Origin of the sequence: Streptomyces sp. NPDC059851, from assembly GCF_042732005.1 — a bacterium.
In the GTDB taxonomy this organism is placed as follows: Bacteria; Actinomycetota; Actinomycetes; order Streptomycetales; family Streptomycetaceae; genus Streptomyces.
The window spans coordinates 1-24,065 of the sequence record NZ_JBHWJJ010000096.1 but is presented as its reverse complement, the minus strand read 5'-3'; the positions used below and the strand labels follow the sequence as shown (position 1 = coordinate 24,065).

The 24,065-nt window shown below is 74.5% G+C and carries 16 protein-coding genes and 2 pseudogenes; 10 read left to right on the top strand and 8 right to left on the bottom strand.

Annotated elements, in window-relative coordinates; genetic code table 11:
* Positions 1-76: 76 nt before the first annotated feature.
* Genes ACFV7Q_RS27180 through ACFV7Q_RS27170 form a run of 3 tightly spaced genes read right to left on the bottom strand, consistent with a single transcriptional unit; the run spans position 77 to position 1,804 of the window.
* Positions 77-613 carry a hypothetical protein gene (locus tag ACFV7Q_RS27180; protein ID WP_385432137.1) on the bottom strand — a complete coding sequence of 179 codons (537 nt, stop codon included), beginning with the start codon at positions 611-613 and terminating at the stop codon, positions 77-79.
* Complete coding sequence (locus tag ACFV7Q_RS27175; protein WP_385432135.1) at positions 610-1,404, bottom strand: class I SAM-dependent methyltransferase; 795 nt, start codon at positions 1,402-1,404, stop codon at positions 610-612. Before ACFV7Q_RS27175 ends, ACFV7Q_RS27180 begins: the two co-directional genes overlap by 4 nt.
* A gap of 58 nt (positions 1,405-1,462) precedes the next feature.
* Positions 1,463-1,804: a hypothetical protein gene (locus ACFV7Q_RS27170; RefSeq protein ID WP_385432133.1), complete on the bottom strand. Its 342-nt coding sequence runs from the start codon at positions 1,802-1,804 to the stop codon at positions 1,463-1,465.
* Between the two features lie 133 nt (positions 1,805-1,937).
* On the opposite strand from ACFV7Q_RS27170, the pseudogene ACFV7Q_RS27165 reads away from it, so the two are divergent.
* Positions 1,938-2,660: pseudogene (locus tag ACFV7Q_RS27165) on the top strand (VWA domain-containing protein); the annotation flags it as partial.
* 625 nt (positions 2,661-3,285) lie between these two features.
* On the opposite strand, the gene ACFV7Q_RS27160 reads toward ACFV7Q_RS27165, so the two are convergent.
* Complete coding sequence (locus tag ACFV7Q_RS27160; protein ID WP_385432132.1) at positions 3,286-3,972, bottom strand: hypothetical protein; 687 nt, start codon at positions 3,970-3,972, stop codon at positions 3,286-3,288.
* 133 nt (positions 3,973-4,105) lie between these two features.
* On the opposite strand from ACFV7Q_RS27160, the gene ACFV7Q_RS27155 reads away from it, so the two are divergent.
* Complete coding sequence (locus tag ACFV7Q_RS27155; protein ID WP_385432130.1) at positions 4,106-7,114, top strand: AAA family ATPase; 3,009 nt, start codon at positions 4,106-4,108, stop codon at positions 7,112-7,114.
* A 51-nt stretch (positions 7,115-7,165) separates the two neighbouring features.
* Positions 7,166-7,597 carry a hypothetical protein gene (locus tag ACFV7Q_RS27150; protein ID WP_385432128.1) on the top strand — a complete coding sequence of 144 codons (432 nt, stop codon included), beginning with the start codon at positions 7,166-7,168 and terminating at the stop codon, positions 7,595-7,597.
* Between the two features lie 198 nt (positions 7,598-7,795).
* On the opposite strand, the gene ACFV7Q_RS27145 is transcribed toward ACFV7Q_RS27150, so the two are convergent.
* The 3 genes from ACFV7Q_RS27145 to ACFV7Q_RS27135 form a co-directional block, all read right to left on the bottom strand.
* Positions 7,796-9,259: a glutamate synthase subunit beta gene (locus ACFV7Q_RS27145; protein ID WP_385432127.1), complete on the bottom strand. Its 1,464-nt coding sequence runs from the start codon at positions 9,257-9,259 to the stop codon at positions 7,796-7,798.
* Positions 9,252-13,877, bottom strand: a complete 4,626-nt coding sequence (gltB, locus tag ACFV7Q_RS27140; RefSeq protein ID WP_385432125.1) for a glutamate synthase large subunit — start codon at positions 13,875-13,877, stop codon at positions 9,252-9,254. The genes ACFV7Q_RS27145 and gltB overlap by 8 nt, the downstream gene beginning before the upstream one ends.
* Positions 13,878-14,223: 346 nt before the next feature.
* Complete coding sequence (locus ACFV7Q_RS27135; protein ID WP_385432123.1) at positions 14,224-14,955, bottom strand: VIT1/CCC1 transporter family protein; 732 nt, start codon at positions 14,953-14,955, stop codon at positions 14,224-14,226.
* A gap of 269 nt (positions 14,956-15,224) precedes the next feature.
* Between ACFV7Q_RS27135 and ACFV7Q_RS27130 the strand changes: the two genes are divergently transcribed.
* The 7 genes from ACFV7Q_RS27130 to ACFV7Q_RS27100 all read left to right on the top strand — a co-directional run bounded on the left by ACFV7Q_RS27130 (position 15,225) and on the right by ACFV7Q_RS27100 (position 23,422).
* Positions 15,225-16,232, top strand: coding sequence for an ADP-ribosylglycohydrolase family protein (locus ACFV7Q_RS27130; protein WP_385432121.1), 1,008 nt, complete (start codon positions 15,225-15,227; stop codon positions 16,230-16,232).
* Positions 16,229-17,722, top strand: a complete 1,494-nt coding sequence (locus ACFV7Q_RS27125; RefSeq protein ID WP_385432120.1) for an ADP-ribosylglycohydrolase family protein — start codon at positions 16,229-16,231, stop codon at positions 17,720-17,722. Before ACFV7Q_RS27130 ends, ACFV7Q_RS27125 begins: the two co-directional genes overlap by 4 nt.
* Positions 17,723-17,729: 7 nt before the next feature.
* Positions 17,730-18,872, top strand: coding sequence for an ADP-ribosylglycohydrolase family protein (locus ACFV7Q_RS27120; protein ID WP_385432118.1), 1,143 nt, complete (start codon positions 17,730-17,732; stop codon positions 18,870-18,872).
* On the top strand, positions 18,872-20,401 hold the full coding sequence (locus ACFV7Q_RS27115; RefSeq protein ID WP_385432154.1) for an ADP-ribosylglycohydrolase family protein: 1,530 nt from the start codon (positions 18,872-18,874) through the stop codon (positions 20,399-20,401). The genes ACFV7Q_RS27120 and ACFV7Q_RS27115 overlap by 1 nt, the downstream gene beginning before the upstream one ends.
* Positions 20,398-21,303, top strand: coding sequence for a ribokinase (gene rbsK, locus ACFV7Q_RS27110; RefSeq protein ID WP_385432117.1), 906 nt, complete (start codon positions 20,398-20,400; stop codon positions 21,301-21,303). Before ACFV7Q_RS27115 ends, rbsK begins: the two co-directional genes overlap by 4 nt.
* Positions 21,304-21,410: 107 nt before the next feature.
* Positions 21,411-22,604: a CaiB/BaiF CoA transferase family protein gene (locus ACFV7Q_RS27105; protein ID WP_385432153.1), complete on the top strand. Its 1,194-nt coding sequence runs from the start codon at positions 21,411-21,413 to the stop codon at positions 22,602-22,604.
* On the top strand, positions 22,601-23,422 hold the full coding sequence (locus ACFV7Q_RS27100; protein ID WP_385432115.1) for an HpcH/HpaI aldolase/citrate lyase family protein: 822 nt from the start codon (positions 22,601-22,603) through the stop codon (positions 23,420-23,422). The genes ACFV7Q_RS27105 and ACFV7Q_RS27100 overlap by 4 nt, the downstream gene beginning before the upstream one ends.
* Before the next feature lie 35 nt (positions 23,423-23,457).
* Here ACFV7Q_RS27100 and ACFV7Q_RS27095 read toward each other — a convergent pair.
* Positions 23,458-23,649 (bottom strand): annotated as a pseudogene (locus ACFV7Q_RS27095) (RNA-guided endonuclease TnpB family protein); the annotation flags it as partial.
* Positions 23,650-24,065 lie beyond the last annotated feature (416 nt).

Sequence of the window (24,065 nt, the reverse complement as noted above, 5' to 3'; positions counted from 1 at the left end):
GCCTTACGGGGCCGAGGTTAGGGCACACCCGTGGCACCGGCCCGGCGGCTCACGGGCACCCCACCCGCCCTCCGGGTCAGAGTGCGGCGCAGGGCGGCAGCGGCTCCGGCGGCGCGCCCGCGGGCTCGTTCATCCGTACGCGCCAGCCGTCCTCGCCGCCGACACCGTCGAGCCGCACGTGGAGGACCTTCGTCTGCCCCGTGCCGGGGAAGCGCAGCACCACCGTCTGGCGGGCGTCGCCGGGGTCGCAGAAGACCGCCGTGGCCTTCCCCCCGGCGCCCTTGCGGAACTCGGCGATCCAGCGCCGGGCCGTGACCGCCCGCTCCTGCGGCGGGGCGTCGTCCGTGGAGAGGTCCTCCAGCCGGCCCTGGTCGCCGTCCGCGATCCGCCAGACGACCTGCTGGACGAGGCGCAGCGACCCGTCGGTCGGATAGCCCTCCACCCGCAGCGGTTCGTGGCGGTCGAAGTCCTCAGCGTAGCGGACGCCGGCCTCGGCGGAGCCGCCGAACGGCACGCACGCGACCGGGCCCGTACAGCACAGCGCCGTCAGGGCGACGGCCCGCACGGCACGGGCGAGCAGCGGTGTCCGCCCGGGCAGCGGTGTCCGTCTCATACGCGGGCCAGGTTGAGGGTGGTGACGTAGCGCTCCTCGACCGTGCCGTCCGGGAAGAGCGGTCGCAGCAAGGCCCGTTCGGCGTCCAGGAACTCCCGGGTGCCGTCGGGGCCGAGGACGAGGAACGCGGAGTGGCTGGCGTGGTTGGCGAGGTGCGCTTCGAGGGGGATCCGGCGCGACCACCGCACCGTGCGGGTGGTGAACGCGAGCTCGGCGGGCAGCAGCCGGGCCGGGGTCACCCCACCGTGGAAGAAGGCGCGGACCCGGGCCTCCTGCCCGGCGATCCAGTCGACGGTGGTGTCCGGGTCGTTCCACCACAGCGCGAGTGCGCCGCCGGGGCGGAGCACGCGCCGGGCCTCGGGGACGGCCCGGGCGGGGTCGGTCCAGTGCCAGGCCTGGGCGTAGGTGAGCAGGTCGAACGCGGATGCGGCGAGCGGCAGGCGGTTTCCGTCGCCGCGTACGAGGGGGATGTGCGGGTTGGCCCGCCGGAACTCGGCGGCCATGCCGTCGCCCGGCTCGACGGCGAGGACACGGGCGCCGCGGGCGTGCAGCAGGGCGGTGGAGATTCCGGTTCCGGCGCCGACGTCGGCCACGCAGGCCCCTCGCAGCGGCCGCCCGGCGAGTTCCTCGACGGCGTCGAAGAGCCCGTCCGGGTAGCCGGGCCGGTGCGCGGCGTAGAGCCGGGCGGCACGGTCGAAGGACCGGGCCCGCTCCGCGGGGTGCAGGCCCGGGGCGGGCGCGGTGCCGGGCTCGGGCGCGGCGCCGGGCTCGGGCGGGGGTGTGGGCGTCATGCGGGCATTCTTTTCGATCCCCGGGGCCCGCCACCAGCGGTTGCCGGGCCGGGTGGCCTCAGGTGCGGCGGCGCCGTAGGCGTCGCGGCCGGCGCGCGTACCGGGCCACGGTGGCGGTCTGGACGGCGAGCAGCACCACGGCCCCCACCCCGGCCGCGATCGCCCGCGGATCCGGCGGCCCCCAGGCCCGCACGGTGAGTTCGGTGACGCCGACGGCGGCGAGCGCGACCGCGAAGCGCGGGGTGAACTCGGCATCGGTGCCGTGGAGTACGCCCGAGCCGACGACGAAAACGGTCAGCAGGACCGGAATCCACGGCGCCGGCCCGCGCAGCAGCAGCACGGCGCCACACTCCACCGCCAGGAGGAGCAGGTTGCGCAGCAGCATCGACCCGAGCGACATGCTCACATCATGCCCCGGCCACACGGCCCGCGGGCCACCGTCACGAGAAGCATCGACGCCACCGCCACCGCCACCGTCACGGGTACCGGCACCGCGACCACCGCGCCACCGCGCCCTGCCGTACCCTCGGCCCATGACGGGCAGCGCGATCGACCTCCGCAAGATCGAACAGACCGCTCCGGCCCTGGTGAGCCTCTACAAGAGCGCCGGGACCGCACTGCGCGAACACGGCCTGGAAGGCGGCCGCGCCTCCGTCTACCTGGTCCTCGACTACTCGGGATCGATGCGCCCGTACTACCGGGACGGCACCGTGCAGGCGCTCGCGGACCGGGTGCTCGGCCTGTCGGCGCACCTGGACGACGACGGCCGCGTCCCCGTGGTGTTCTTCTCCACCGACGTCGACGCGGTCGAGGAGATACCGCTCGCCGGGCACGCCGGGCGCATCGCCGAAATCGTCTCCCGCCTCGGTCACATGGGCAAGACCTCGTACCACGCGGCGATGGACGCGGTCATCGACCACTACCTGGACTCCGACCCGACCGGACCCGCCCTGGTCGTCTTCCAGACCGACGGCGGCCCGGTCAGCCGGTTCGCCGCGGAGAAGTACCTCTGCAAGGCCGCCGGGCTGCCGCTCTTCTGGCAGTTCGTCGGCTTCGGCGACACCCACGGCAAGCAGTTCGACTTCCTGCGCCGCCTCGACGAACTGCCCGTGCCGTCCCGGCGGGTGGTCGACAACGCGGGCTACTTCCACGCGGGCCCCGACCCCCGCAGCATGCCGGACCGGGAGCTGTACGACCGGCTGGTCGGGGAGTTCCCTTCCTGGCTGGCGGCGGCCCGGGCTGCGGGCATCGTGCGCGCCTGGCCGGCGGTCGCCGGTGCCGCGCGCTTTGATGGACGCATGACGACGAACAACTGGGCAGCGTTCGAAGAACAGGAACCGGAATTCGCGGCCACCGTCCGGCGCCGGTTCGCGCAGTACCCCCACCACGTCCTCGGCACCCTCCGCAAGGACGGCTCCCCGCGGCTGAGCGGTCTGAACGTCGACATCCGCGGCGGGGAGCTGTGGCTCGGCATGATGCAGGGCTCCATGAAGGCCCGCGACCTCCAGCACGACCCGCGCTTCGCGCTGCACAGCAATCCGGGCGAGGGCGAAACCATGCCCGACGGGGACGTGCGGATCTCCGGGCGGGCGATCGAGCAAGTGGACCCGCCCGAGCTGCACCGGTACGCGGAGGAGACGCAGACCCCGCACCCGTTCCACCTGTTCCACACGGACCTGACGGAGGTCGTCCACATCGGCGTCGACGGCGACGAGCTGGTGATCCGCACCTGGACCCCTCAGCGCGGGCTGCACACCTTCCGCCGCGGCAATGACGACGAGCCGCCGCGCGAGGACCCCGCCCCGTAAGGCCACGGAGGCGGGCGGTGCGCACCCCCACGGCGCACCCCCCGCCCCGGGCCGTGCCGGCGCCGGGGCCGGTTCAGCAGGACTTGGCGTCCGGCGGCGGGACGAACACGGTGTCGAGCACCCGCTCGTCGGCGAAGTCGACCGAGGTCCACTTCAGCGAGGTCGAGCCGTTCCGGAAGCTGAGCTCGTCCGGCAGCTCGTCGGCGGTGATGTCCTTGCCCACGTACACGACGGACAGCGTGCCCGAGCAGTTCTGCGCGGCGGGCGGCCGGCTGCCGGGGGCCGTGCCGTCCTGCGGACCCACGCTCACGGTGACGGTGTTGATCGGCGCGTACGTGAACGAGTACTGGGCGGAGCCCGATATCGCGCGTTCCATGTCCACCCGGAAGTGGCCCAGCCGCACCGGGACCGCCGAGCAGGGCCGCCGTGCCTCCTCCGGGAAGATGTGCACTCCGCTGTCGGTGGCGAACAGGGCCATGGGGAGCCGGGGTTCGCTGTTCTTGAGGTGCTTGAGGTAGTCGCGCCGCTCCGTCTCACCCATGTTCGCGGTGGGCACGCACGCCGGGGTGGGCGTCGGCGGAGACGTGGGCGTCGGCGTCGACGGGGCGACCGGCGCACTGGCCGGAGGCGACGACGCGGGCCGGGAGGCGAACGGATCGGACAGGGCCGTCCTGGAGGACCCCGAGCCCGCGCACCCCGCGAGCGCGAGCGCCGGGACGGCCAGCAGGAAGGGAACGACGGGCACACGGATTCGGCGCATGCAGCCTCCTCGTCAGGCGCAGCCGGTATCCCTTCCGATGCTGGCAGCCCGGCTCCCGCAGCGGCATCCGTAGAACCGCTTACGTATTCCGGTCGTCCATTGCGGGTACCGGAGTCCTGGGGGGAGGGTCACGATGACGGACAGGGTTCCACTGGTTGGCCGGGGGGCCGAACTGGACCGGCTGGAGGCGGTGCTCGACGGGCGGGGAGGCCGGCCGGGAGTCGTCGATCTGACGGGTGCGGCGGGGATCGGCAAGAGCCGCCTGCTGACGGAGCTGTGCGAACGGGCCGCGGACCGCGGGATGACGGTGCTGCGCGGCCGGGCCACCGAGTACGAACGGCACATCCCGTTCCGGCTGTTCACCGACGCCCTGGCCGATCTGGACCCGGAACTGCTGCACGGCCTGGACCCTCGGTCGCCGGCGGCCCCGGTCCTGTACGGGGTGGGGGCGCCGACCGGGGCGGCGGAGCCGGGAACCACGTCAGGGATGGCCGGATCGGGGGCCGGGACCGCCGGATCGCCGCCCGGGACCGCCGGATCGCCGCCCGGGACGGCCGGATCGCCGCCCGGGGCCGCCCCCGCGGACCGCTTCGCCGCACACCGCGCCACCGCCCGGCTGCTCGCCGCGCTGGCCGGGCGCGGCGGGACCGGCCTGCTCATCGCCCTCGACGACCTGCACTGGGCCGACCCCGCCTCGCTGGAACTCCTCGACCACCTCGTGAGGCATCCCCTGCGGGCGCCCGTCGTGATCGCCGTGGCCCGGCGGGACCGGCAGACCTCGCCCTCCCTCACGGCCGCGCTCACCCGTGGCATCGACACCGGGGCCGTGCTCCGCCTGGACCTCGGGCCGCTCGCCGAGGACGCCTGCGTGGAACACCTCGCCGCCGGGCTGCCGCCCGACCGGGCCGCCCGGCTGTACGCGGCCAGCGAGGGCAACCCGCTGTACTTCCTGACCCTGCTCCAGGGGCAGTCCGGCACCACGGTCCCGGCCGGCGGGCTCGCCACGCTGCTGCTCGACGAGCTGACCCCGCTGACCGCCGCGCAGCGCCGCACCGCCGAGGCGGCGGCCGTGCTCGGCGACCACAGCACGCCCCCGCTGCTGGCGCTGACCGCGGCCGCCACCGACTTGGCCGGGCTCCATGCGGACCTGAGCGCGCTCGCCCGCCGGGACCTGCTGCGCCCCGGCCCGGGCGGGAGGTGGTCGCTGCGCCATCCGGTGCTGCGGGCCGTCGTCCACGAGAACACCGAACACCGGCGGCGCGCCGGGATGCACCGCCGGGCCGCCGCCGCACTGGCCGGGGCCGGCGCGTCCGCGTCCGTACGGGCCCACCACGTGGAGCGGGCGCTGACCGGCTGGGACCCGGACCTCGCCGACGTGCTGCTGGAGGCGGCCGGGCAGTCCGAGGCCACGGCCCCGGCGAGCAGCGCGCACTGGCTGGGAGTGGTACTGCGGGTGCTGCCGGACACGCCCCCGTACACGGCGCGCCGGCGGGAGCTGCTACTGAAGCGGGCGCGGGCGCTGAGCGTGTGCGGGAACCTCCGCGAAAGCCGTGACCTGCTCCACGAGGTGATCGCCGCGATGCCGGCGGCGGACGAAGCCCCCGACAGCGGCGGTGACGGCGGCGGGGTGCGGGCGGCCGCGGTCACCCTGTGCGCCTCGATGGAGCGTCACCTCGGCCAGTACCGGGCCTCGGTCGCCCTCCTGCGCCGGGAGCTGCGGCGACGTCCCGCCCCCCGCCCCGCCGAGGCGGTGGCCCTCGGCCTGGAACTGGGCTCCTCGGCACCGCATTCCTCGGCGTACCGGGACGTACGACCGGAGGTGCTGCGCACGTACGAACTGGCCCGCGCCCTCGGCGACGACCCGGCCGCGGCGGGCGCCCTGGCGATCTCGGCGCTCGGGGAGGCGTACGACGGGAACCTGCCCTCGGCGCGGGAGTACACCGACCGCGCCGGGGCCTGCGTGGACGCCCTCACCGACCGCGACCTCGCGGACCTGTGCGAGCCCCTGGCCCGGCTCGGCTGGGCCGAGTTCTACCTGGAGCGGTACGAGGACGCGGAGCGGCACGCCGACCGCGGGGTGGCCATCGCCCGGCGGGGCGGGCCCCTGCACCTGCTGCCGCACCTGCTGCTGTGCAAGGCGACCGTCCACGTGCACGCGTGCCGGCTGGGCTCGGCCCTGGACCTGGTGGACGAGGCCGAGAGCATCGCCCGCGGCATCGGCAGCGACGAACTGCTGGCGCTGGTCCTGGCGAACAAGGCGCAGGTGCTGATCGCTGCCCAGCCGGCCGGGGACGGCATCGCACTGGCCGTCGCCGAGGAGGCGGTCGCAGCGGCCGGTCCGCGGACGAGTTGGTGGGCGTCCCTGTCGTGGTGCGTGATGAGCTACGCCGCGCTGCACGCCGGGGACGCACGGCGGGCCCGGTCGGCGATGCTCCGGGCGGGCGGGCCGGACCTGGCCGGTCTGCAGCCGTCGATGCGGCCGCTGTTCCTGGAGGCTCTGGTCACCGCCGCCGTCTGCACCGGGGACCTGCCCGCCGCCGAGGCGTGGGCGGAGCGGGCCCGCCGGGAGGCGGAGCAGCTGGGCCTGCCCGTCCAGCGGGCGTCGGCGCTGCGGAGCGAGGGCCAGGTGCTGGCCGGGCAGGGCTCGGCCAGCGCGGCGGCGCAGCGGTACGCGCTGGCCGCGGAGGAAGCCGCCCGCTCGGGGGCGGCCCTGTGGGAGGCGCAGTCCCTGCTCCTCGGCGCGTCCCTGACGGCGGAGTCGGGCGACGCCGAAGCGGCGGAACGCATGTGGCGGCGTGGCCGCGGACTCGCCGAGACGGGCGGCGCCCGCCTCCTGACGGGCCTGGCGGACCTGTTACACCCGGCTCCGCGGGAGACGGCGCCGACGCCGGTCCCGGCGGGGGCTCCCCTCCTACCGGGGCTGACCCGCCGTGAACAGGAGATCGCGGCCCTGGTCGCGGAAGGCCTCACCACTCCGGCGATCGCGGCGCGCCTGTACCTCAGCCCGCGCACCGTGGACACCCACCTCTCCCACATCTTCCGCAAGACGGGCGTCACGAGCCGCTCGGCCCTGGCCGCGCTCACGGCCCGCACGGCGTCCCACTCGGGGCTCCGGACCGGCGTTGTCAGTGGCAGCGTCTAGCGTGGTGTGCGGTCGAATGCCGGCCAGGACGACGGAACTCGGGGGGACAGGATGAAGCACGCACGGGGCATGCGCAGGACGGCCGCCACGGTGGCGACGGCTTCGGCGCTGGCACTGGCGCTGACCGCGGGGGCGGGCCAGGCCGCGGCGTCGGACGAACTGCTCGGTCACCCGGGGCCCGACGGGCTCATCTGGGTGCCCGAGCAGACCGGTTCGGGCGGCTTCGTCTCGGGCGGCCTCGCCACCTGGCTGGACACGCACACCACCTTCGCCTGCGAAGGCGGAGGCAGCATCGAGGTGGCCTTCCGGCTCGACGAGCACCCGGACCGGGACCCGGCCCCCTTCACCCTGAACTGCCCGGCCGGCAGCCCCGCCCGCATCACGATCCCCCTGGGCACCGGCCTCCACGGCGGCTTCGGCGCCACCGTCACGGCGTCGACCCCGTCGACACGCTGGGCGGCAACGGTCGTCCAGCCGGAGTAGGACGGGGCGCGGAAGGGTCGGGGCGGGGCCGGTGGGGTGTACGGGGTTTCCCGGCCGCCCCTCCCCCACGCACGCCACAGCGCCCGCCATCCCGTGGTCGAGGACGGTGGCGGGCGCCGTGTCGAGTTCCGTACGCCGTTGTACGGACCGTATGGGGGGTCCTCCCGTTCCGGGGAGGGGTACTGCACGTGCTCCGGGTCAGACCGCCAGGGCGCGGTCCGTCGGCTTGACCGGGTACGGGAGGGTGCTGCTGCCGGTCAGGTAGCGGTCCACGCCGCGGGCCGCGGAGCGGCCCTCCGCGATGGCCCACACGATGAGGGACTGGCCGCGGCCGGCGTCGCCGGCGACGAAGACGCCGTCGACGTTGGTGGCGTAGGAGGCGTCGCGGGCGATGTTGCCCCGCTGGTCCAGCTCCAGGCCGAACTGGTCGACCAGGCCGTTGGACTGGTCGGTGCCGGTGAAGCCCATCGCGAGGGTGACCAGCTGGGCGGGGATGCGGCGCTCGGTGCCCTCGCGCTGGACCAGCTTGCCGTCGACGAAGTCGACCTCGACCAGGTGCAGGGCCTGGACGTTGCCGTCCTCGTCGCCCTCGAAGTGGGTGGTGGAGACGGAGTAGACCCGCTCGCCACCCTCCTCGTGGGCCGAGGTGACCTTGTAGAGCATGGGGAAGGTCGGCCACGGCTGGGCGACCGGGTTCCGCTCCTCGTTGGGGCGCGGCATGATCTCCAGCTGGGTGACCGAGAGGGCACCCTGGCGGTGGGCGGTGCCCACGCAGTCCGCGCCGGTGTCGCCGCCGCCGATGACGACGACGTGCTTGCCCTCGGCCGTGAGGGGCGGGGCGACGAAGTCGCCTTCCTGGACCTTGTTGGCGAGCGGCAGGTACTCCATCGCGAAGTGGATGCCGTTCAGTTCGCGGCCGGGGACCGGCAGGTCGCGGGAGACGGTGGCGCCCGCCGCGATGACGACGGCGTCGAACCGCTTGCGCAGGTCGGTGGCGGTGATGTCGCGGCCGACTTCGATGCCGGTGCGGAACTTGGTGCCCTCCGCGCGCATCTGCTCGATGCGGCGGTTGATGTGCACCTTCTCCATCTTGAACTCGGGGATGCCGTAGCGCAGCAGGCCGCCGATGCGGTCGGCGCGCTCGTACACGACGACGGTGTGACCGGCGCGGGTCAGCTGCTGGGCCGCGGCGAGGCCCGCCGGGCCGGAGCCGATGACGGCGGCCGTCTTGCCGGAGAGGCGCTCGGGGGCCTGCGGGGCGACGCCGCCGTTGTCCCACGCCTTGTCGATGATGGAGACCTCGACGTTCTTGATGGTGACGGCCGGCTGGTTGATGCCGAGCACGCACGCCGACTCGCACGGGGCGGGGCACAGGCGGCCCGTGAACTCCGGAAAGTTGTTCGTGGCGTGCAGGCGCTCCGCCGCGGCCGCCCAGTCCTGGCGGTAGGCGTAGTCGTTCCACTCGGGGATGAGGTTCCCCAGCGGGCAGCCGTTGTGGCAGAACGGGATGCCGCAGTCCATGCAGCGGCCGGCCTGCTTGCTGATGATGGGGAGCAGGGAGCCGGGGACGTAGACCTCGTTCCAGTCCCGCAGCCGCTCCTCGACCGGGCGGGAGCAGGCGGTCTGGCGGGTGGTGGTGAGGAAGCCCTTCGGGTCAGCCATGGGTCGCCGCCTCCATCATCTTCTCGGTGGTCTCGGACTCGGAGAGTCCGGCCCGCTCAGCGGCGTCCTTGGCGGCGAGCACTGCCTTGTACGTGGTCGGGATGATCTTGCTGAAGCGGGCCGCCGAGGCGGGCCAGTCAGCGAGGAGCTTCGCGGCCACGGTCGAGCCGGTCTCCTCCTCGTGGCGGCGCACCACATCGTGCAGCCACTGCTTGTCCTCGTCGGAGGGGGTTTCGACGGCTCCCGCGTTGCCGGCGTTGACCTGTCGCGGGTCGAGGTCGATGACGTAGGCGACGCCTCCGGACATGCCGGCCGCGAAGTTCCGGCCGGTTTCGCCGAGGATGACGGCGGTGCCGCCGGTCATGTACTCGCAGCCGTGGTCGCCCACGCCCTCCGAGACGACCAGGGCGCCGGAGTTGCGGACGCAGAAGCGTTCGCCGGTGCGGCCGCGCAGGAACATCTCGCCGCCGGTGGCGCCGTAGCCGATGGTGTTTCCGGCGATGGTGCTGTACTCGGCGAGGTGGTCGGCGGCGCGGTCCGGGCGGACCACGATGCGGCCGCCGGAGAGGCCCTTGCCGACGTAGTCGTTGGCGTCGCCCTCCAGGCGGAGGGTGATGCCGCTCGGCAGGAAGGCGCCGAAGGACTGGCCGGCGGAGCCGGTGAAGGTGAGGTCGATGGTGTCGGCGGGCAGGCCCGCGCCGCCGAACTTCTTGGTGACCTCGTGGCCGAGCATGGTGCCGACGGTCCGGTTGATGTTGCGGATGGCGACCTGGGCGCGGACGGGCTGGGCCTCTTCGGCGGTGGCCGCGTTCAGGGCGTCGGCGGCGAGCTCGATCAGCTCGTTGTCGAGGGCCTTCTCCAGGCCGTGGTCCTGTGCGACCAGGGCGTGGCGGACGGCGCCGTCGGGCAGGTCCGGCACGTGGAAGAGCGGCTCCAGGTCCAGGCCCTGCGCCTTCCAGTGGGTGACGGCCTTGGTGGTGTCGAGCAGCTCGGCGTGGCCGACGGCCTCCTCCAGGGTGCGGAAGCCGAGCTCGGCGAGGAGCTCGCGCACCTCCTCCGCGATGAATTCGAAGAAGTTGACGACGAACTCGGGCTTGCCGGAGAAGCGGTCGCGCAGGACCGGGTTCTGGGTGGCGATGCCGACCGGGCAGGTGTCGAGGTGGCAGACGCGCATCATGACGCAGCCGGAGACGACGAGCGGGGCGGTGGCGAAGCCGAACTCCTCGGCGCCGAGGAGCGCGGCGATGACCACGTCGCGGCCGGTCTTGAGCTGGCCGTCGGTCTGGACGACGATCCGGTCGCGCAGCCCGTTGAGCAGCAGGGTCTGCTGGGTTTCGGCGAGGCCGAGCTCCCAGGGGCCGCCCGCGTGCTTGAGCGAGGTGAGCGGGGAGGCGCCGGTTCCGCCGTCGTGGCCGGAGATCAGGACGACGTCGGCGTGGGCCTTGGAGACGCCCGCCGCGACGGTGCCGACGCCGACCTCGGACACCAGCTTCACGTGGATGCGGGCGGCCGGGTTGGCGTTCTTGAGGTCGTGGATGAGCTGGGCCAGGTCCTCGATGGAGTAGATGTCGTGGTGCGGCGGCGGGGAGATGAGGCCGACGCCCGGGGTGGAGTGCCGGGTCTTGGCGACCCACGGGTAGACCTTGTGGCCGGGCAGCTGGCCGCCCTCGCCGGGCTTGGCGCCCTGGGCCATCTTGATCTGGATGTCGTCCGCGTTGACCAGGTACTCGGAGGTGACGCCGAAGCGGCCGGAGGCGACCTGCTTGATGGAGGAGCGGCGGGCCGGGTCGTACAGGCGGTCCGGGTCCTCGCCGCCTTCGCCGGTGTTGGACTTGCCGCCGAGCTGGTTCATGGCGACGGCGAGGGTCTCGTGCGCCTCCCGGGAGATGGAGCCGTACGACATGGCGCCGGTGGAGAACCGCTTGACGATCTCGGAGACGGGTTCGACCTCGTCCACGGGGACGGACGGACGGTCGGACGTGAAGCTGAAGAGGCCGCGGAGCGTCATCAGGCGCTCGGACTGCTCGTTCACCCGGTCCGTGTACTTCTTGAAGATGTCGTACCGGCGGTTGCGGGTGGCGTGCTGGAGGCGGAAGACCGTCTCCGGGTCGAACAGGTGCGGCTCGCCCTCGCGGCGCCACTGGTACTCGCCGCCGATCTCCAGCGTGCGGTGCGCGGGGGCGATCCCGGAGGCGGGGTAGGCCTTGGCGTGGCGGGCGGCGACCTCCTTGGCGATGACGTCGAGGCCGGCGCCGCCGATCTTGGTGGCGGTGCCCTGGAAGTACGTCTCGACGAACTGCTCGTCGAGGCCGACGGCCTCGAAGACCTGGGCGCCGCGGTAGGAGGCGACGGTGGAGATGCCCATCTTGGACATGACCTTCAGGACGCCCTTGCCGAGTGCGTAGATCAGGTTGCGGATGGCCTTCTCGGGCTCGATGCCGTCGATGAAGGTGCCGTCGCGCAGCAGGTCCTCGACGGACTCCATGGCGAGGTACGGGTTGACGGCGGCGGCGCCGTAGCCGATGAGCAGGGCGACGTGGTGGACCTCGCGGACGTCGCCGGCCTCGACGAGCAGACCGACCTGGGTGCGCTGCTTGGTGGCGATCAGGTGGTGGTGCACGGCGGCGGTGAGCAGCAGCGACGGGATCGGCGCGTGCTCGGCGTCGGAGTGCCGGTCCGACAGGACGATGAGGCGGGCGCCGCCCTCGATGGCGGCGTCGGCCTCGGCGCGGATCTCGGCGATCCGGGCGGCGAGGGCGTCGGCGCCGCCGGAGACCCGGTAGAGGCCCGAGAGGGTGGCGGCCTTCATGCCGGGCATGTCGCCGTCGGCGTTGATGTGGATGAGCTTGGCCAGCTCGTCGTTGTCGATCACCGGGAAGGGGAGCGTGACGCTGCGGCAGGACGCGGCGGTCGGCTCCAGCAGGTTGCCCTGCGGTCCGAGGGAGGACACGAGCGAGGTGACGAGCTCCTCGCGGATGGCGTCCAGCGGCGGGTTGGTGACCTGCGCGAAGAGCTGGGTGAAGTAGTCGAAGAGCAGCCGGGGGCGCTCGGAGAGGGCCGCGATCGGGGAGTCGGTGCCCATGGAGCCGATCGGCTCGGCGCCGGTGCGGGCCATCGGCGCGAGGAGGACGCGCAGTTCTTCCTCGGTGTAGCCGAAGGTCTGCTGGCGGCGGGTGACCGAGGCGTGGGTGTGGACGACGTGCTCGCGCTCGGGCAGGTCCGTCAGCTCGATCTCGCCGGATTCCAGCCACTCCGCGTAGGGGGCGGCGGAGGCCAGCTCTGCCTTGATCTCGTCGTCCTCGATGATCCGGTTCTGGGCGGTGTCGACGAGGAACATCTTGCCGGGCTGGAGGCGGCCCTTGCGGACGACCTTGGCGGGGTCGATGTCGAGGACGCCGACCTCGGAGGACAGCACGACGAGGCCGTCGTCGGTGACCCAGTAGCGGCCGGGGCGCAGGCCGTTGCGGTCGAGGACCGCGCCGACCTGGGTGCCGTCGGTGAAGGTGACGCAGGCCGGGCCGTCCCAGGGCTCCATCATCGTGGAGTGGTACTGGTAGAAGGCGCGGCGCGCCGGGTCCATGGAGGTGTGGTTCTCCCAGGCCTCCGGGATCATCATCAGTACGGCGTGGGGCAGGGAGCGGCCGCCGAGGTGCAGGAGCTCCAGGACCTCGTCGAAGGACGCGGAGTCGGAGGCGTCCGGGGTGCAGATGGGGAAGATCCGGTCCAGGGTGCCCCGGCCGAAGGCGTCGGTGGCGAGCTGGGACTCGCGGGCCCGCATCCAGTTCCGGTTGCCCTTGACCGTGTTGATCTCGCCGTTGTGGGCGACGAACCGGTACGGGTGGGCCAGCGGCCAGGACGGGAAGGTGTTGGTGGAGAACCGGGAGTGGACCAGCGCGAGCGCCGAGGCGAAGCGGCGGTCGGAGAGGTCCGGGAAGAAGGGCTCCAGCTGGCCGGTGGTCAGCATGCCCTTGTAGACGATGGTGCGGGCGGACAGCGAGGGGAAGTAGACGCCGGCCTCGCGCTCGGCGCGCTTGCGCAGCACGAACGCCTTGCGGTCGAGGGCGATCCCGGTGTTCTCGCCTCCCCCAGACTCCGTCTGGGAGGTGCCCCCAGCGACGAACAGCTGCGAGAAGGCCGGCATGGTGGTGCGGGCACCGTTGCCGAGCAGGTCCGGGGTGACCGGGACCTCGCGCCAGCCGAGGACGGTGAGGTTCTCCTCGCCGGCGATGGCCTCGATCTGCTCCACGGCGGCGGCCTGTGCGGTGCCGTCGGCGGGGAGGAAGGCGATGCCGACGGCGTACGCGCCGGCTTCGGGGAGCTCGAATCCGGTGGCCTCGCGGAGGAAGGCGTCCGGGACCTGGCAGAGGATGCCGGCTCCGTCGCCGGAGTCCGGCTCGGAGCCGGTGGCGCCGCGGTGCTCGAGGTTCCGCAGTACGGTCAGCGCTTGCTCGACCAGCGCGTGGCCGGCCTCGCCGCTGAGGTTGGCCACAAAGCCGACGCCGCAGGCGTCGTGCTCGTTGCGCGGGTCGTACATGCCCTGTCGGGCGGGGCGACCGTCCATGGGCGACCAGGCGGTGGTGCTGGGGCCGGTCGCGGAGTGCGTGGATGCGGAACGCATCGGCTCTCCCGTCGTCGTCGTGGCATTGGTGCATGGCCGAGGGACGACGTTGGCCCTCTGCGAAATTTCGTGCAAGTTACATGATGGCTGCTATCCCGAGAAGCGGATATCGGCGTTTCACCATGCGGACACGCACGGGGCAGAGAAAGGGTCTTCGGGGGTGGCGTGGCAGGTCAAAGGGGCCGCGGCGCGTGCGGGGCACGGCGTTGGGCGGGGTCCTGGCGCGAGAACGTGGGCATCGTTGCCCGGCGCGCCCTGCTGTGATGCCCGGCGGACACGGGATTGAAACCGCCGAGTAACGGACTACTTATGTTGTGCTCTGCATAGTGTCTCATTCCCTGCGCGGTCAGCCTATGGCTGCACCGATCCAGGTTCCCAGGATGTACGTCACACCCGCGGCCGCGCCACCCAGCAGCAGTTGCCGCAGGCCGCTGTACCACCAGGACCGGGCGGTGACCTTGGAGACGACCGCCCCGCAGGCGAAGAGCCCGGCCAGGGCGAGCAGCACTGCGGGCCACAGGGCCGTGGCGCCGAGCAGGTAGGGCAGCACGGGCAACAGCGCGCCCAGCGCGAAGGAGCCGAACGAGGACGCCGCGGCGACCAGCGGCGACGGCAGGTCGTCGGGGTCGATCCCGAGCTCCTCGCGGGCGTGGATCTCCAGCGCCTGGTCGGGGTCGCGGGACAGCTGCACGGCGACCTCGCGGGCGAGGGCCGGGGTGACGCCGCGGGAGACGTACAGCTCGGCGAGCTCCTCCATCTCGTCGATGGGGTGCTTGCGCAACTGCTGCCGTTCGACGTCGAGTTCGGCGAGGACCAGCTCGCGCTGCGAGGCGACGGAAGTGTACTCGCCCGCGGCCATCGAGAACGCGCCGGCGGCGAGACCGGCCAATCCGGTGATGACGATGACGTGCGGGGCGACGGCGCCGCCGGCCACACCGGTCATCAGGGCGAGGTTGGAGACGAGCCCGTCCATGGCACCGAACACGGCCGGCCGCAGCCAGCCGCCGTTGACGTCCCGGTGGGTGTGGTTGTCCCGGTGGGCCGTGTGCAGCGGCGCTTCGATGTCGATGATGGACATGCGACGTATCTCCCCTTTTGTCCGTACGGGGGGCGCACGGGAGCCCTGAACCGCTCCACCCACCCCCAACACCTCGAAACTACGCACGATTTCTGCCGCCCGCCAGCAAGGAAGGCCGTACTTACCTGGGCATTTGCGGGTCGGCGACCGGGTGACGGCGGTGCGGGCGTGGTGTTTCGCGACGACCGGCAAACCGTATGTCATGACACAAATCCCCCTAGGGGTCGTGATGGCCCCGTCCAGCCCCCTCGGATGGAGAGGCGCGCGCCATGGAGCTGACCGCTGCACGCACTCCGGGCGGTCCCTGCCCCCCGCAGGTCCTCCTCGAACGGTCCAGGGGCGCGCTCCTGGGCCTCGCGGTGGGCGACGCGCTGGGCGCCCCCGCGGAGAACATGAAACCGTCGCAGATCCGCGCGAAATGGGGCCGGATCGAGGGTTTCGTCACCGAGGACCCGACGGGCACGGACGACACGGAGTACGCGATCTTCTCGGCGCTGCTGCTGGCCCGCCACGGATCGGCGCTCACCGTCGCGCACGTGGAGCGCGCCTGGCACCACTGGATCGCCGACCTGGACGAGGGGCCGTTCCGCGGGGCCGGGTTCTCCGAGCGGGGCACGCTGGAGAACCTGCGGCGGGGCCTCGCGGCCCCGATCTCCGCGCAGCACCGGCACGCCTGGTCGGACGGCCTGGCCATGCGGGCGGCGCCGTTCGGGGTGTTCGCGGCCGGCCGGCCGGCGGAGGCCGCCCGGCTCGTCGCGATCGACGGCACCGTCAGCCATGACGGGGAGGGCATCTACGGCGGCCAGGCCGTCGCGGCGGGCGTCGCGGCGGCGATGGCCGGCGCCGGGCCCGCGTCGGTGGTCTCCGCCGCCCTGTCGGTCATCCCGTCGGACTCCTGGACCGCCCGGTCCCTGCGTCGGGCCGTCACCGCCGCCCCGCGCGGCGAACGGGCGGTCCGCTCGGCGGTGGTCATCGGCGGCTACCCGTGGACGGACCTGGCGCCGGAGGCCGTCGGCCTGGCCTTCGGGGCGTTCGCCGCCTGCCGCGGGGACTTCGCCGCATCGGTCCTGACCGCGGTCAACATGGGCCGCGACGCGGACACCACGGCCGCGGTGGCGGGCGCCCTCGCCGGGGCGCTGGGCGGCCTCGGCGCGATCCCCGGGGCGTGGGCGTCGGCGATCGGGCCGGTGCGCGGCCGGTGCCTGCCGTCGATGCGCGGCTACCACGTCCTGGACGTCGCCGACCTCCTCACCCCGGAATACGAGACCGCCCGATGACCCCGCCCGCCGAAGCGGCCCCCGCCCCGACGCCGAGTCCCGCCGCCGTCACCCCCACCCCGGCCCCGGCCCGGCCTCCAGCCCCGACCCCGGCTGCCGCCGCCGTCCGGGACCGCCCCGGCGCAGCGCACCCGCCGGCCACCACGGCCCCCGCCCCCGGCGCAGTCCCCGCCCCCCAGGCGCCACCCGCCGCGGACGCCCCGGACGGGCCTGCGGGAACGCCCCGGGCACGCCCCCCGCGCCACCACCCCGAAGCCGACGGGGCACCCCCGGAAGCGGCGGGCAGCGGGCCCGGGGCCACGCCGTACGGAGCGCCCGGGATCGTGCCGCGCGGCGGGCCCGGGGACGTCCCCGGCAGCGGACCGGGAGCGGCACGGCGGATCGAGGGGTTGTTGCTCGGGCTGGCGGCGGGGGACGCCTCCGGGTGGCCGGCCGCCCGGCACCGGGCCAGCCGGATGCCCGAGTGGACCCGCCGTCTCACCCGGGAGCTGGACACGTTCGCCGAGCAGAACGCCACCACCACCCTCCCCGTCCCCATCGCCTTGAACCAGCCCCCGGAACCCCTGCTGCTCGGCCCGTCCGACGACGCCGAGTGGGCCGCCTTCGCCGCCGAGTCCGTGCTCACCGCCGCCGAGGGGTTGCTCAGCGACCTCAGCCGGTCCCGCCGGATGCGGGCTTCGATCGACCTCGCGTGGAACGCCCTGGCCAGCGAGATCGCCGCCGCCGCGGAGCGCGCTCCCGAGGTCGAGTCCGCCGTGCTGCCGCTGCGCGCGCGGATCTCCGTACGGGCCGGCCTCGGCAACCTCGCCGCCGGGCTGCGACCGCCCGCCACCGGCCACGACAACCCGCACTACTTCGACGACGCCGCCTGCGTCCGCGCCTGCGTGCTCGCCTGCGTCCACCCCGGCGACCCGGCTGCCGCGGCCGACCTCGCCGAGTTCGACGCCCGCTACACCCAGGACGGCGACGGAGTCCACGGCGCCCGCGCCATGGCCGCCGCCCTCGCCGCAGCCCTCGCCGGGGCGGACGCCGACACCGCCGTCGAGGCCGCCCTCGCCCAGCTCCCCGAGGCCACCGAGATCGGCCGCAACGCCCGCCACGCCGTGGAGCTCGCCCGTACCCACACGGAGGGCGGCGGCGCCTTCGCCATCGTCCCCACCCTCGAACACGAGATCGTCGACCACGTCTACAGCTACGGCATCGCCGCCGCCGAGACCGTCCCGGTCGCCCTCGCCCTGGCCACCGCCGCCCGCGGCCGCGCGGTCGACGCCGTCCCCGCCGCGGCCTGTCTGTCCCGGGTCGCGGACTCCGCCCCCGCCCTCGTCGGGGCGCTCACCGGCGCCCTCGGCGGCGGCGACTCGATCCCCGCCGCCTGGCGCGAGGCCTGCCGCGTCCTGTCCGGCTGCGCCCTGCCCCGCCTCGCCGGCACCGACCTCGTCGAACTCGCCGCGCTGCTCGCTCGTACGGAACTCACCTCACTCAAGGGATGATTCGGACATGACGCTCACTCTGGAAGACCGGGCGGCCGGCTGCCTCGTCGGGGCGGCCGTCGGCGACGCCCTCGGCGGCCCGGTGGAAGGCTGGTCCCCCGACCGGATCGTGCAGCGCCACGGCGGCCGCATCCACGGCATCGTCGGCCCCTGGTACGAGGACTGGCGCACCGCCCGGCCCATCGCCCCGTACCACAAGGGCGACGGCCACGTCACCGACGACACCCTCATGACGCACGCCCTGGTCCGGGTGTACGAGGCCGTACGGGACCACCTGGACGCGTACGCGGTCGCCGACCACCTCGTCCCCGACCTGATGACCCGCCCCCGCTGGATCCCCGAGCTGGAGGCCGAGGCCCTCCCCCTCCAGCGGATCTTCCTCGCCGAGAAGTGGATCGTGGCCCGCCTGCACTACGGGCACGCGGACCCGCGCGAGGCGGGCAGCGGGAACATCGTCAACTGCGGTGCCGCGATGTACATGGCGCCGGTCGGCATCGTCAACGCCGGCAATCCGGCGGGCGCGTACGCAGAGGCGCTGGACATCGCGGGCGCCCACCAGTCCTCGTACGGGCGGGAGGCCGCGGGTGTCCTCGCGGCGGCGGTGGCGGCGGCGTGCGTGCCGGGAGCGACGGTGCCGTCGGTAGTGGACGCCGCGCTCGCCCTGGCCAAGGACGGTACGCGGGCCGCGATCGAGGCGGTCTGCGAAGTCGCCGGGCGGTACCGCGACTTCGAGTCGGCGCTGGGGCCGCTGCGGGCGGCGGTGGCCCCGTACGACTCGGTCGGCGACGACTACCGCACGCCGTCCCTGGGCGCCCGGCGGCCGTCCCGGCTGCACTCGATCGAGGAACTGCCGGTCGCGCTCGGCATGCTGGTCGTCGCGGACGGCGCGTACGAGGAAGCCGTGCTCGGGGCCGTCAACTACGGCCGGGACTGCGACTCCATCGCCACCATGGCGGGGGCGGTCGCCGGGGCGCTGGCGGGCGGGGCCGCGGTCCCGGCCCGCTGGGCCAAGCAGGTCGCCGAAGCCAGCCGGCTCGACCTGCACGCGCCGGCGGCGGCGCTGGCCGCGGTCGCCCGGGAGGTCTTCGCCCTGGACAGGACCCGCCGCCGCGCCCACGAGGCGGCCTTCGTGACGATCGCGGCCCTGTGATGGGCGCCCCGGGCGGGCTGCGACTGACCTGGGTGCAGCCGGAGGACCTGGTCGGCCACGAGCTGCGGCAGGCCGCCGAGGACGGGCGGGACGCGGAGCCGCTGCTGCGCCGCTGGCTGGCGGCGGGGGGCTGCCCGGCCCCCGACCGGGCCGGCGCTTCCGCCGACCCCGCCCCGCCGGAGCTCCGGGACCTGGCCACCGTCCTGCTGGCCGAACTGGCCGCGCTCCCCCGCCCCTCGGCTTCCGCCGAACCGACCGCCTGGCCCGCCATCACCGCCGCCTGCGCCGCCGGATCCGCGGCCACCGGGGCTGGAATCGCGGGGGCCGGGGCGGAGCGAGCCGCGGCCGGACGCGTCGCCGCCGGGCCCGCCCCGGCCGCAACCCGGCCCACCCGGGCCGGGAGGGCGGGCGGGTTCGGGGGCGGCGCCCGGTCCGCGGCCGGCCCCCCGCCCGCGGGCGACACCTCCACGGCGGGGAGCGGCGGCCTGCAGGTGCGGCTGGAGGCGGCGTGGGTGGGGCGGGCCGTGGGGTGCGTGCTCGGCAAGCCCGTGGAGAAGCTCCCGCTGGAGGGGATCCGGGCGCTGGCCCGGGCGGCCGGGAACTGGCCGCTGGACGACTGGTTCACCGCCCGCGGCGTGCCGCCCGACCTGCTGGCCGCGTACCCGTGGAACCGCCGGTCCGCCGCCACCTCCCTCGCCGAGAACATCGACGGCACGCCCGAGGACGACGACCTCGACTACCCGCTGCTGAACCTGCTGCTCCTGCGCCGCCACGGCCACGGCTTCACCACCGCCGACGTCGGCCGGCTCTGGCTCGACGAGCTCCCCGCCGGCCGTACCTTCACCGCCGAGCGCATCGCGTACCGGAACCTGCTGCTCGGGCTGGAGCCCCCGGCGACGGCCACGCACCACAACCCCTTCCGGGAGTGGATCGGCGCCCTCATCCGCGCCGACGTGCACGGCTGGACCAACCCCGGCAACCCGGCGGCCGCCGCCGAGCAGGCATACCGGGACGCCGCGCTCAGCCACACCGGCAACGGCCTGTACGCCGCCCTGTTCGCCGCCGCGGCCATCGCGGAGGCCGCCTCCGGCCGGGCCGACGTGCACACCGCGCTGCGCGCCGGGTTGGCCGCCGTACCACCGGGCGCGCGCCTGGCCGGGGCCGTCCGCCACGCGGTCCGGGCGGCGCACGAGGAACGGGACTTCGACCGTGTCGTGGACCGGCTGCACGCCCGCTACGGTCACTACCACTGGGTCCACGCCGTCCCCAACACCGCCCTCGTCGCCGCCGCCCTGACCCACGCCGACGGCGACTTCACCCGCTCGGTCTGCCGTGCCGTCTCCGGCGGCTGGGACACCGACTCCAACGGGGCGACCGCCGGCTCGATCGCCGCCCTGGTGGCCGGCCGGGTCCCGGACCGCTGGGCCGCGCCCCTGAAGAACCGCCTGGCCACCACCGTCGCCGGCTTCGACGGCATCGGCTTCGACACCCTCGCCCAGCTCACCGCACAGGAGGCAGCACGCTCATGACGGCCATCGCCGTGCTCGGCAGTACGAACATGGACCTCGTCGCCTACGTACCCAAGGCCCCCCGCCTGGGGGAGACCGTCACCGGCCGCTCGTTCCGCACCGTACCCGGCGGCAAGGGCGCCAACCAGGCCGTCGCCGCCGCCCGGTCGGGGGCGCAGGTGGTGATGATCGGCGCGGTCGGCGCCGACGAGTTCGGCGTACGGCTGCGCTCCGCGCTCACCGCGGCCGGGGTCGACACGGCGGGCCTGCGCACCGTGGAGGGCGCCAGCGGCACCGCGCACATCACCGTCGACGACGAGGGCGGCAACAGCATCATCGTCATCCCGGGGGCCAACGCCCGCGTGACCGGCTTGGAGGAGGGCGACGAGGCGCGGATCGCCGCCGCGGGGGCGCTGCTGCTCCAGTTGGAGGTGCCGCTGTCCGCGGTCCGGGCGGCCGCCCGTGCGGCCCGTGCGCACGGTGTGCGGACGGTACTGACGCCCGCGCCGGCGCAGCCGCTGCCGGCGGAGCTGCTGGCCTCGGTGGACGTGCTGGTGCCCAACGAGCACGAGGCGGCGGCGCTGACCGGTCTGACGGACCCGCGCCAGGCGGCCGCGGCGCTGCTGGAGCACGTGCCGGAGGTGGTGGTCACGTTGGGCGCGGCGGGGGCGCTGTACGCGGCACGGGGGCGGGAGCCGTACGCGGTGCCCGCGCCGCGGGTGCGGGCGGTGGACTCCACGGCGGCCGGGGACACGTTCGTCGGGGCGCTGGCGGTGGCCCTGGGCGAGGGCCGGCCGGTGCGCGAGGCGCTGGCGTGGGCGGCGACGGCGGCGTCCCTGTCCGTGCAGCGGCCCGGGGCCCAGGACTCGATGCCGGCGCGGGCGGAGACCGACGCGGCCTTCGCCGCCGGCGGCGGATCGTGACCCCGCCGCCGGGCCGGGCCGTGTCCCCCCTGGCCACCGGGGCCACGGGGGCCACCGGGGCCACCGGGGCCACGGGGGCGGCGCACCTCGGACCTCGGGAGCGGGCGGTGCGGGAGGCCGGGCCGCTGGCCGGCCTGCGGGTGCTCGACCTCGCCACCCTGTTCGCCGGGCCCCTGGCCGCCACCCTGCTCGGCGACTTCGGCGCCGAGGTGGTCAAGGTCGAGCATCCCGGCCGCCCCGACCCCTCCCGCGGCCACGGACCGGCGAAGGACGGGATCGGCCTGTGGTGGAAACTGCTGGGCCGGAACAAGCGGACGATGACCCTCGACCTGTCCACGCCGGGCGGCCGGGACACCTTGCTGCGGCTGGCCGCCACCGCGGACGTGGTCGTCGAGAACTTCCGCCCCGGCACCCTGGAGCGGTGGGGCCTGGGCTGGGACGAGCTGTCCGCCGCCAACCCGCGGCTGGTGCTGGCCCGCGTCACGGCCTTCGGGCAGCAGGGCCCGTACGCCCGCCGCCCCGGCTTCGGCACCCTCGCCGAGGCGATGAGCGGCTTCGCCGCGATCACCGGGGAGCCGGACGGCCCGCCGACCCTGCCGCCGTTCGGGCTCGCCGATTCGATCGCTGCGCTGACCTGCGCGTACGCCGTGATGACGGCGCTCGCCGGCCGTGAGCGCACGGGCCGCGGGCAGGTCGTGGACCTGGCCATCATCGAGCCGATCCTGACCGTGCTGGGCCCGCACCCGCTCTGGTACGACCAGCTGGGCTACGTCCAGCCGCGCACCGGGAACCGCTCCGTCAACAACTCCCCCCGCAACACCTACCGCAGCGCCGACGGCCGCTGGCTGGCGGTCTCCACCTCGGCGCAGTCGGTGGCGGAGCGGGTGCTGCGCCTGGTCGGCCGGCCCGATCTGGCCGCCGAGCCGTGGTTCGCGACCGGCTCCGGCCGGGCCGCCCACGCCCCGGTGCTGGACGAGGCGGTCGGCGGCTGGATCGCCCGCCACAAGGCCGAGGACGTGGTCGCCGCCTTCGAGGAGGCCGAGGCCGCGATCGCCCGGGTGTACGACGTACGGGACGTCCTCGCGGATCCGCAGTTCGCGGCCCTGGACACCGTCACCGAGGTCGAGGACCCGGAGCTCGGCCCGCTCCGGATGCAGAACATCCTGTTCCGCCTGTCCGAGACCCCCGGCGCGATCCGCTGGGCGGGCCGCCCGCACGGCGCGGACACCGACGCCGTCCTCACCGAGCTCGGCCTGACCGAGGCCGAGATCAGCGCGCTCCGCATGGAAGGGGCCCTGTGATCCTGACCTGGCTCTACGTACCCGGTGACCGCCCGGAAGTGGTCGCCAAGGCCCTGCGCTCGGGGGCCGACGCCGTCATCGTCGACCTGGAGGACGCGGTGTCGGCTTCCCGCAAGGAGTACGCCCGGGCGGCCACCGCCGAGCTGCTGGCCGAGCGGCCACCGGTCGCCGTCCACGTCCGCGTCAACGCCCTCGACTCCCCCTGGGGCGGCGCCGACCTGGCCGCGCTGACCGGGAAGCGGGGACTGGCCGGGCTGCGGCTGCCGAAGATCACCGCCCCGGAGCAGGTCGTCCAGGCCGCCGACCGCACCGGCGGGGTGGCGCTGCACGCCCTGCTGGAATCGGCGCTGGCCGTGGAGCGGGCGTACGAGATCGCCCGCGCGCACCCCGCCCTGCGCGGGCTGTCCCTCGGGGAGGCCGACCTCCGCGCCGACCTGGGGATCAGTGCCGAGGCGGGGCTGGACTGGCCGCGCTCCCGGGTGGTGGTCGCCGCCCGGGCGGCGGGGCTGGCGCCGCCCGCCCAGTCGGTGTTCCCGGACATCCGGGACATGGAGGCGCTCGCCGCCTCCTGTGCCCGGGGCCGGGCCCTGGGGTTCCTGGGTCGGGCGGCGATCCACCCGCGGCAGCTTCCGGTGATCGAACGGGCCTACCTGCCGGCGCCTGAGGAGGTCAGCGCCGCCGAGGAGATCGTCGCGGCGGCGCGGCGCAGCCCGGGTGCGGTGGCCCTGCCCGACGGCCGGTTCGTCGACCCGGCGGTCCTGGCGGGCGCGGAGCGGGTGGTCGCGCTGTCCCGCCGGGAGTCACCGGCCTACTCCTGACGGGCCCGCCCGTGTCCGGCTTCCTCAGGCGTTAAGTCGGCGCGGCCGTCCCAGCAGTTCTTCCACGCCTGGAAGTAGGTCTTGAGGACCGCTTGCGCGGCCTGCGCGGGCAGCACGGCGAGGAAGTCGATGTCCTTGCGGGCCTGGCGGATCGCGGCGTCCGCGTTGGCGAGGGTTCGCTTTTCCTTCGGCATCATCTGCCACCAGGCGTGCAGCAGGTTCCACATGGTGCGGGCCGCGTGCGCTTGATCATCCCCTGCGCGAGCCCCGGCAGGCGACAGTGCAAGCCGGGCACGGTGCCCGAACTGCCACGTGACCAGGGTGTCCTGACTCACAGTTGAGAGCCTAGCGTTGGTTTACGCCACCGCGCTGGAACCCTGATCCCGATGTCAGAACCGGTCACCATGTTGTCCACGACCTGCACGTTCACTTGGCTTTCGTCACTACCTACAGACGGAAAGCGCTCACCGACGCCATACCGGCCCGCACCGAAGAGATCACGCGGGAGGTGCCGGCTTCGAGCGCGAACCGAAACAGGCGAGAGGGGGGGGGCGCGGGGGGCGGGGGGGCCCCCAGCGGGGGTGGGTACCCCCCGCTCGTATAAACATAAGTAGCAGGCGACCCCGTGGTGAGTGTTGATATA

What these genes read in the sequence shown, in the direction of transcription:
- ACFV7Q_RS27180 (WP_385432137.1), bottom strand. Translation starts at nt 613, where the DNA reads ATGAGACGGACACCGCTGCCCGGGCGGACACCGCTGCTCGCCCGTGCC.
- ACFV7Q_RS27175 (WP_385432135.1), bottom strand. Translation starts at nt 1,404, where the DNA reads ATGACGCCCACACCCCCGCCCGAGCCCGGCGCCGCGCCCGAGCCCGGC.
- ACFV7Q_RS27170 (WP_385432133.1), bottom strand. Translation starts at nt 1,804, where the DNA reads ATGTCGCTCGGGTCGATGCTGCTGCGCAACCTGCTCCTCCTGGCGGTG.
- ACFV7Q_RS27160 (WP_385432132.1), bottom strand. Translation starts at nt 3,972, where the DNA reads ATGCGCCGAATCCGTGTGCCCGTCGTTCCCTTCCTGCTGGCCGTCCCG.
- ACFV7Q_RS27155 (WP_385432130.1), top strand. Translation starts at nt 4,106, where the DNA reads ATGACGGACAGGGTTCCACTGGTTGGCCGGGGGGCCGAACTGGACCGG.
- ACFV7Q_RS27150 (WP_385432128.1), top strand. Translation starts at nt 7,166, where the DNA reads ATGAAGCACGCACGGGGCATGCGCAGGACGGCCGCCACGGTGGCGACG.
- ACFV7Q_RS27145 (WP_385432127.1), bottom strand. Translation starts at nt 9,259, where the DNA reads ATGGCTGACCCGAAGGGCTTCCTCACCACCACCCGCCAGACCGCCTGC.
- gltB (WP_385432125.1), bottom strand. Translation starts at nt 13,877, where the DNA reads ATGCGTTCCGCATCCACGCACTCCGCGACCGGCCCCAGCACCACCGCC.
- ACFV7Q_RS27135 (WP_385432123.1), bottom strand. Translation starts at nt 14,955, where the DNA reads ATGTCCATCATCGACATCGAAGCGCCGCTGCACACGGCCCACCGGGAC.
- ACFV7Q_RS27130 (WP_385432121.1), top strand. Translation starts at nt 15,225, where the DNA reads ATGGAGCTGACCGCTGCACGCACTCCGGGCGGTCCCTGCCCCCCGCAG.
- ACFV7Q_RS27125 (WP_385432120.1), top strand. Translation starts at nt 16,229, where the DNA reads ATGACCCCGCCCGCCGAAGCGGCCCCCGCCCCGACGCCGAGTCCCGCC.
- ACFV7Q_RS27120 (WP_385432118.1), top strand. Translation starts at nt 17,730, where the DNA reads ATGACGCTCACTCTGGAAGACCGGGCGGCCGGCTGCCTCGTCGGGGCG.
- ACFV7Q_RS27115 (WP_385432154.1), top strand. Translation starts at nt 18,872, where the DNA reads ATGGGCGCCCCGGGCGGGCTGCGACTGACCTGGGTGCAGCCGGAGGAC.
- rbsK (WP_385432117.1), top strand. Translation starts at nt 20,398, where the DNA reads ATGACGGCCATCGCCGTGCTCGGCAGTACGAACATGGACCTCGTCGCC.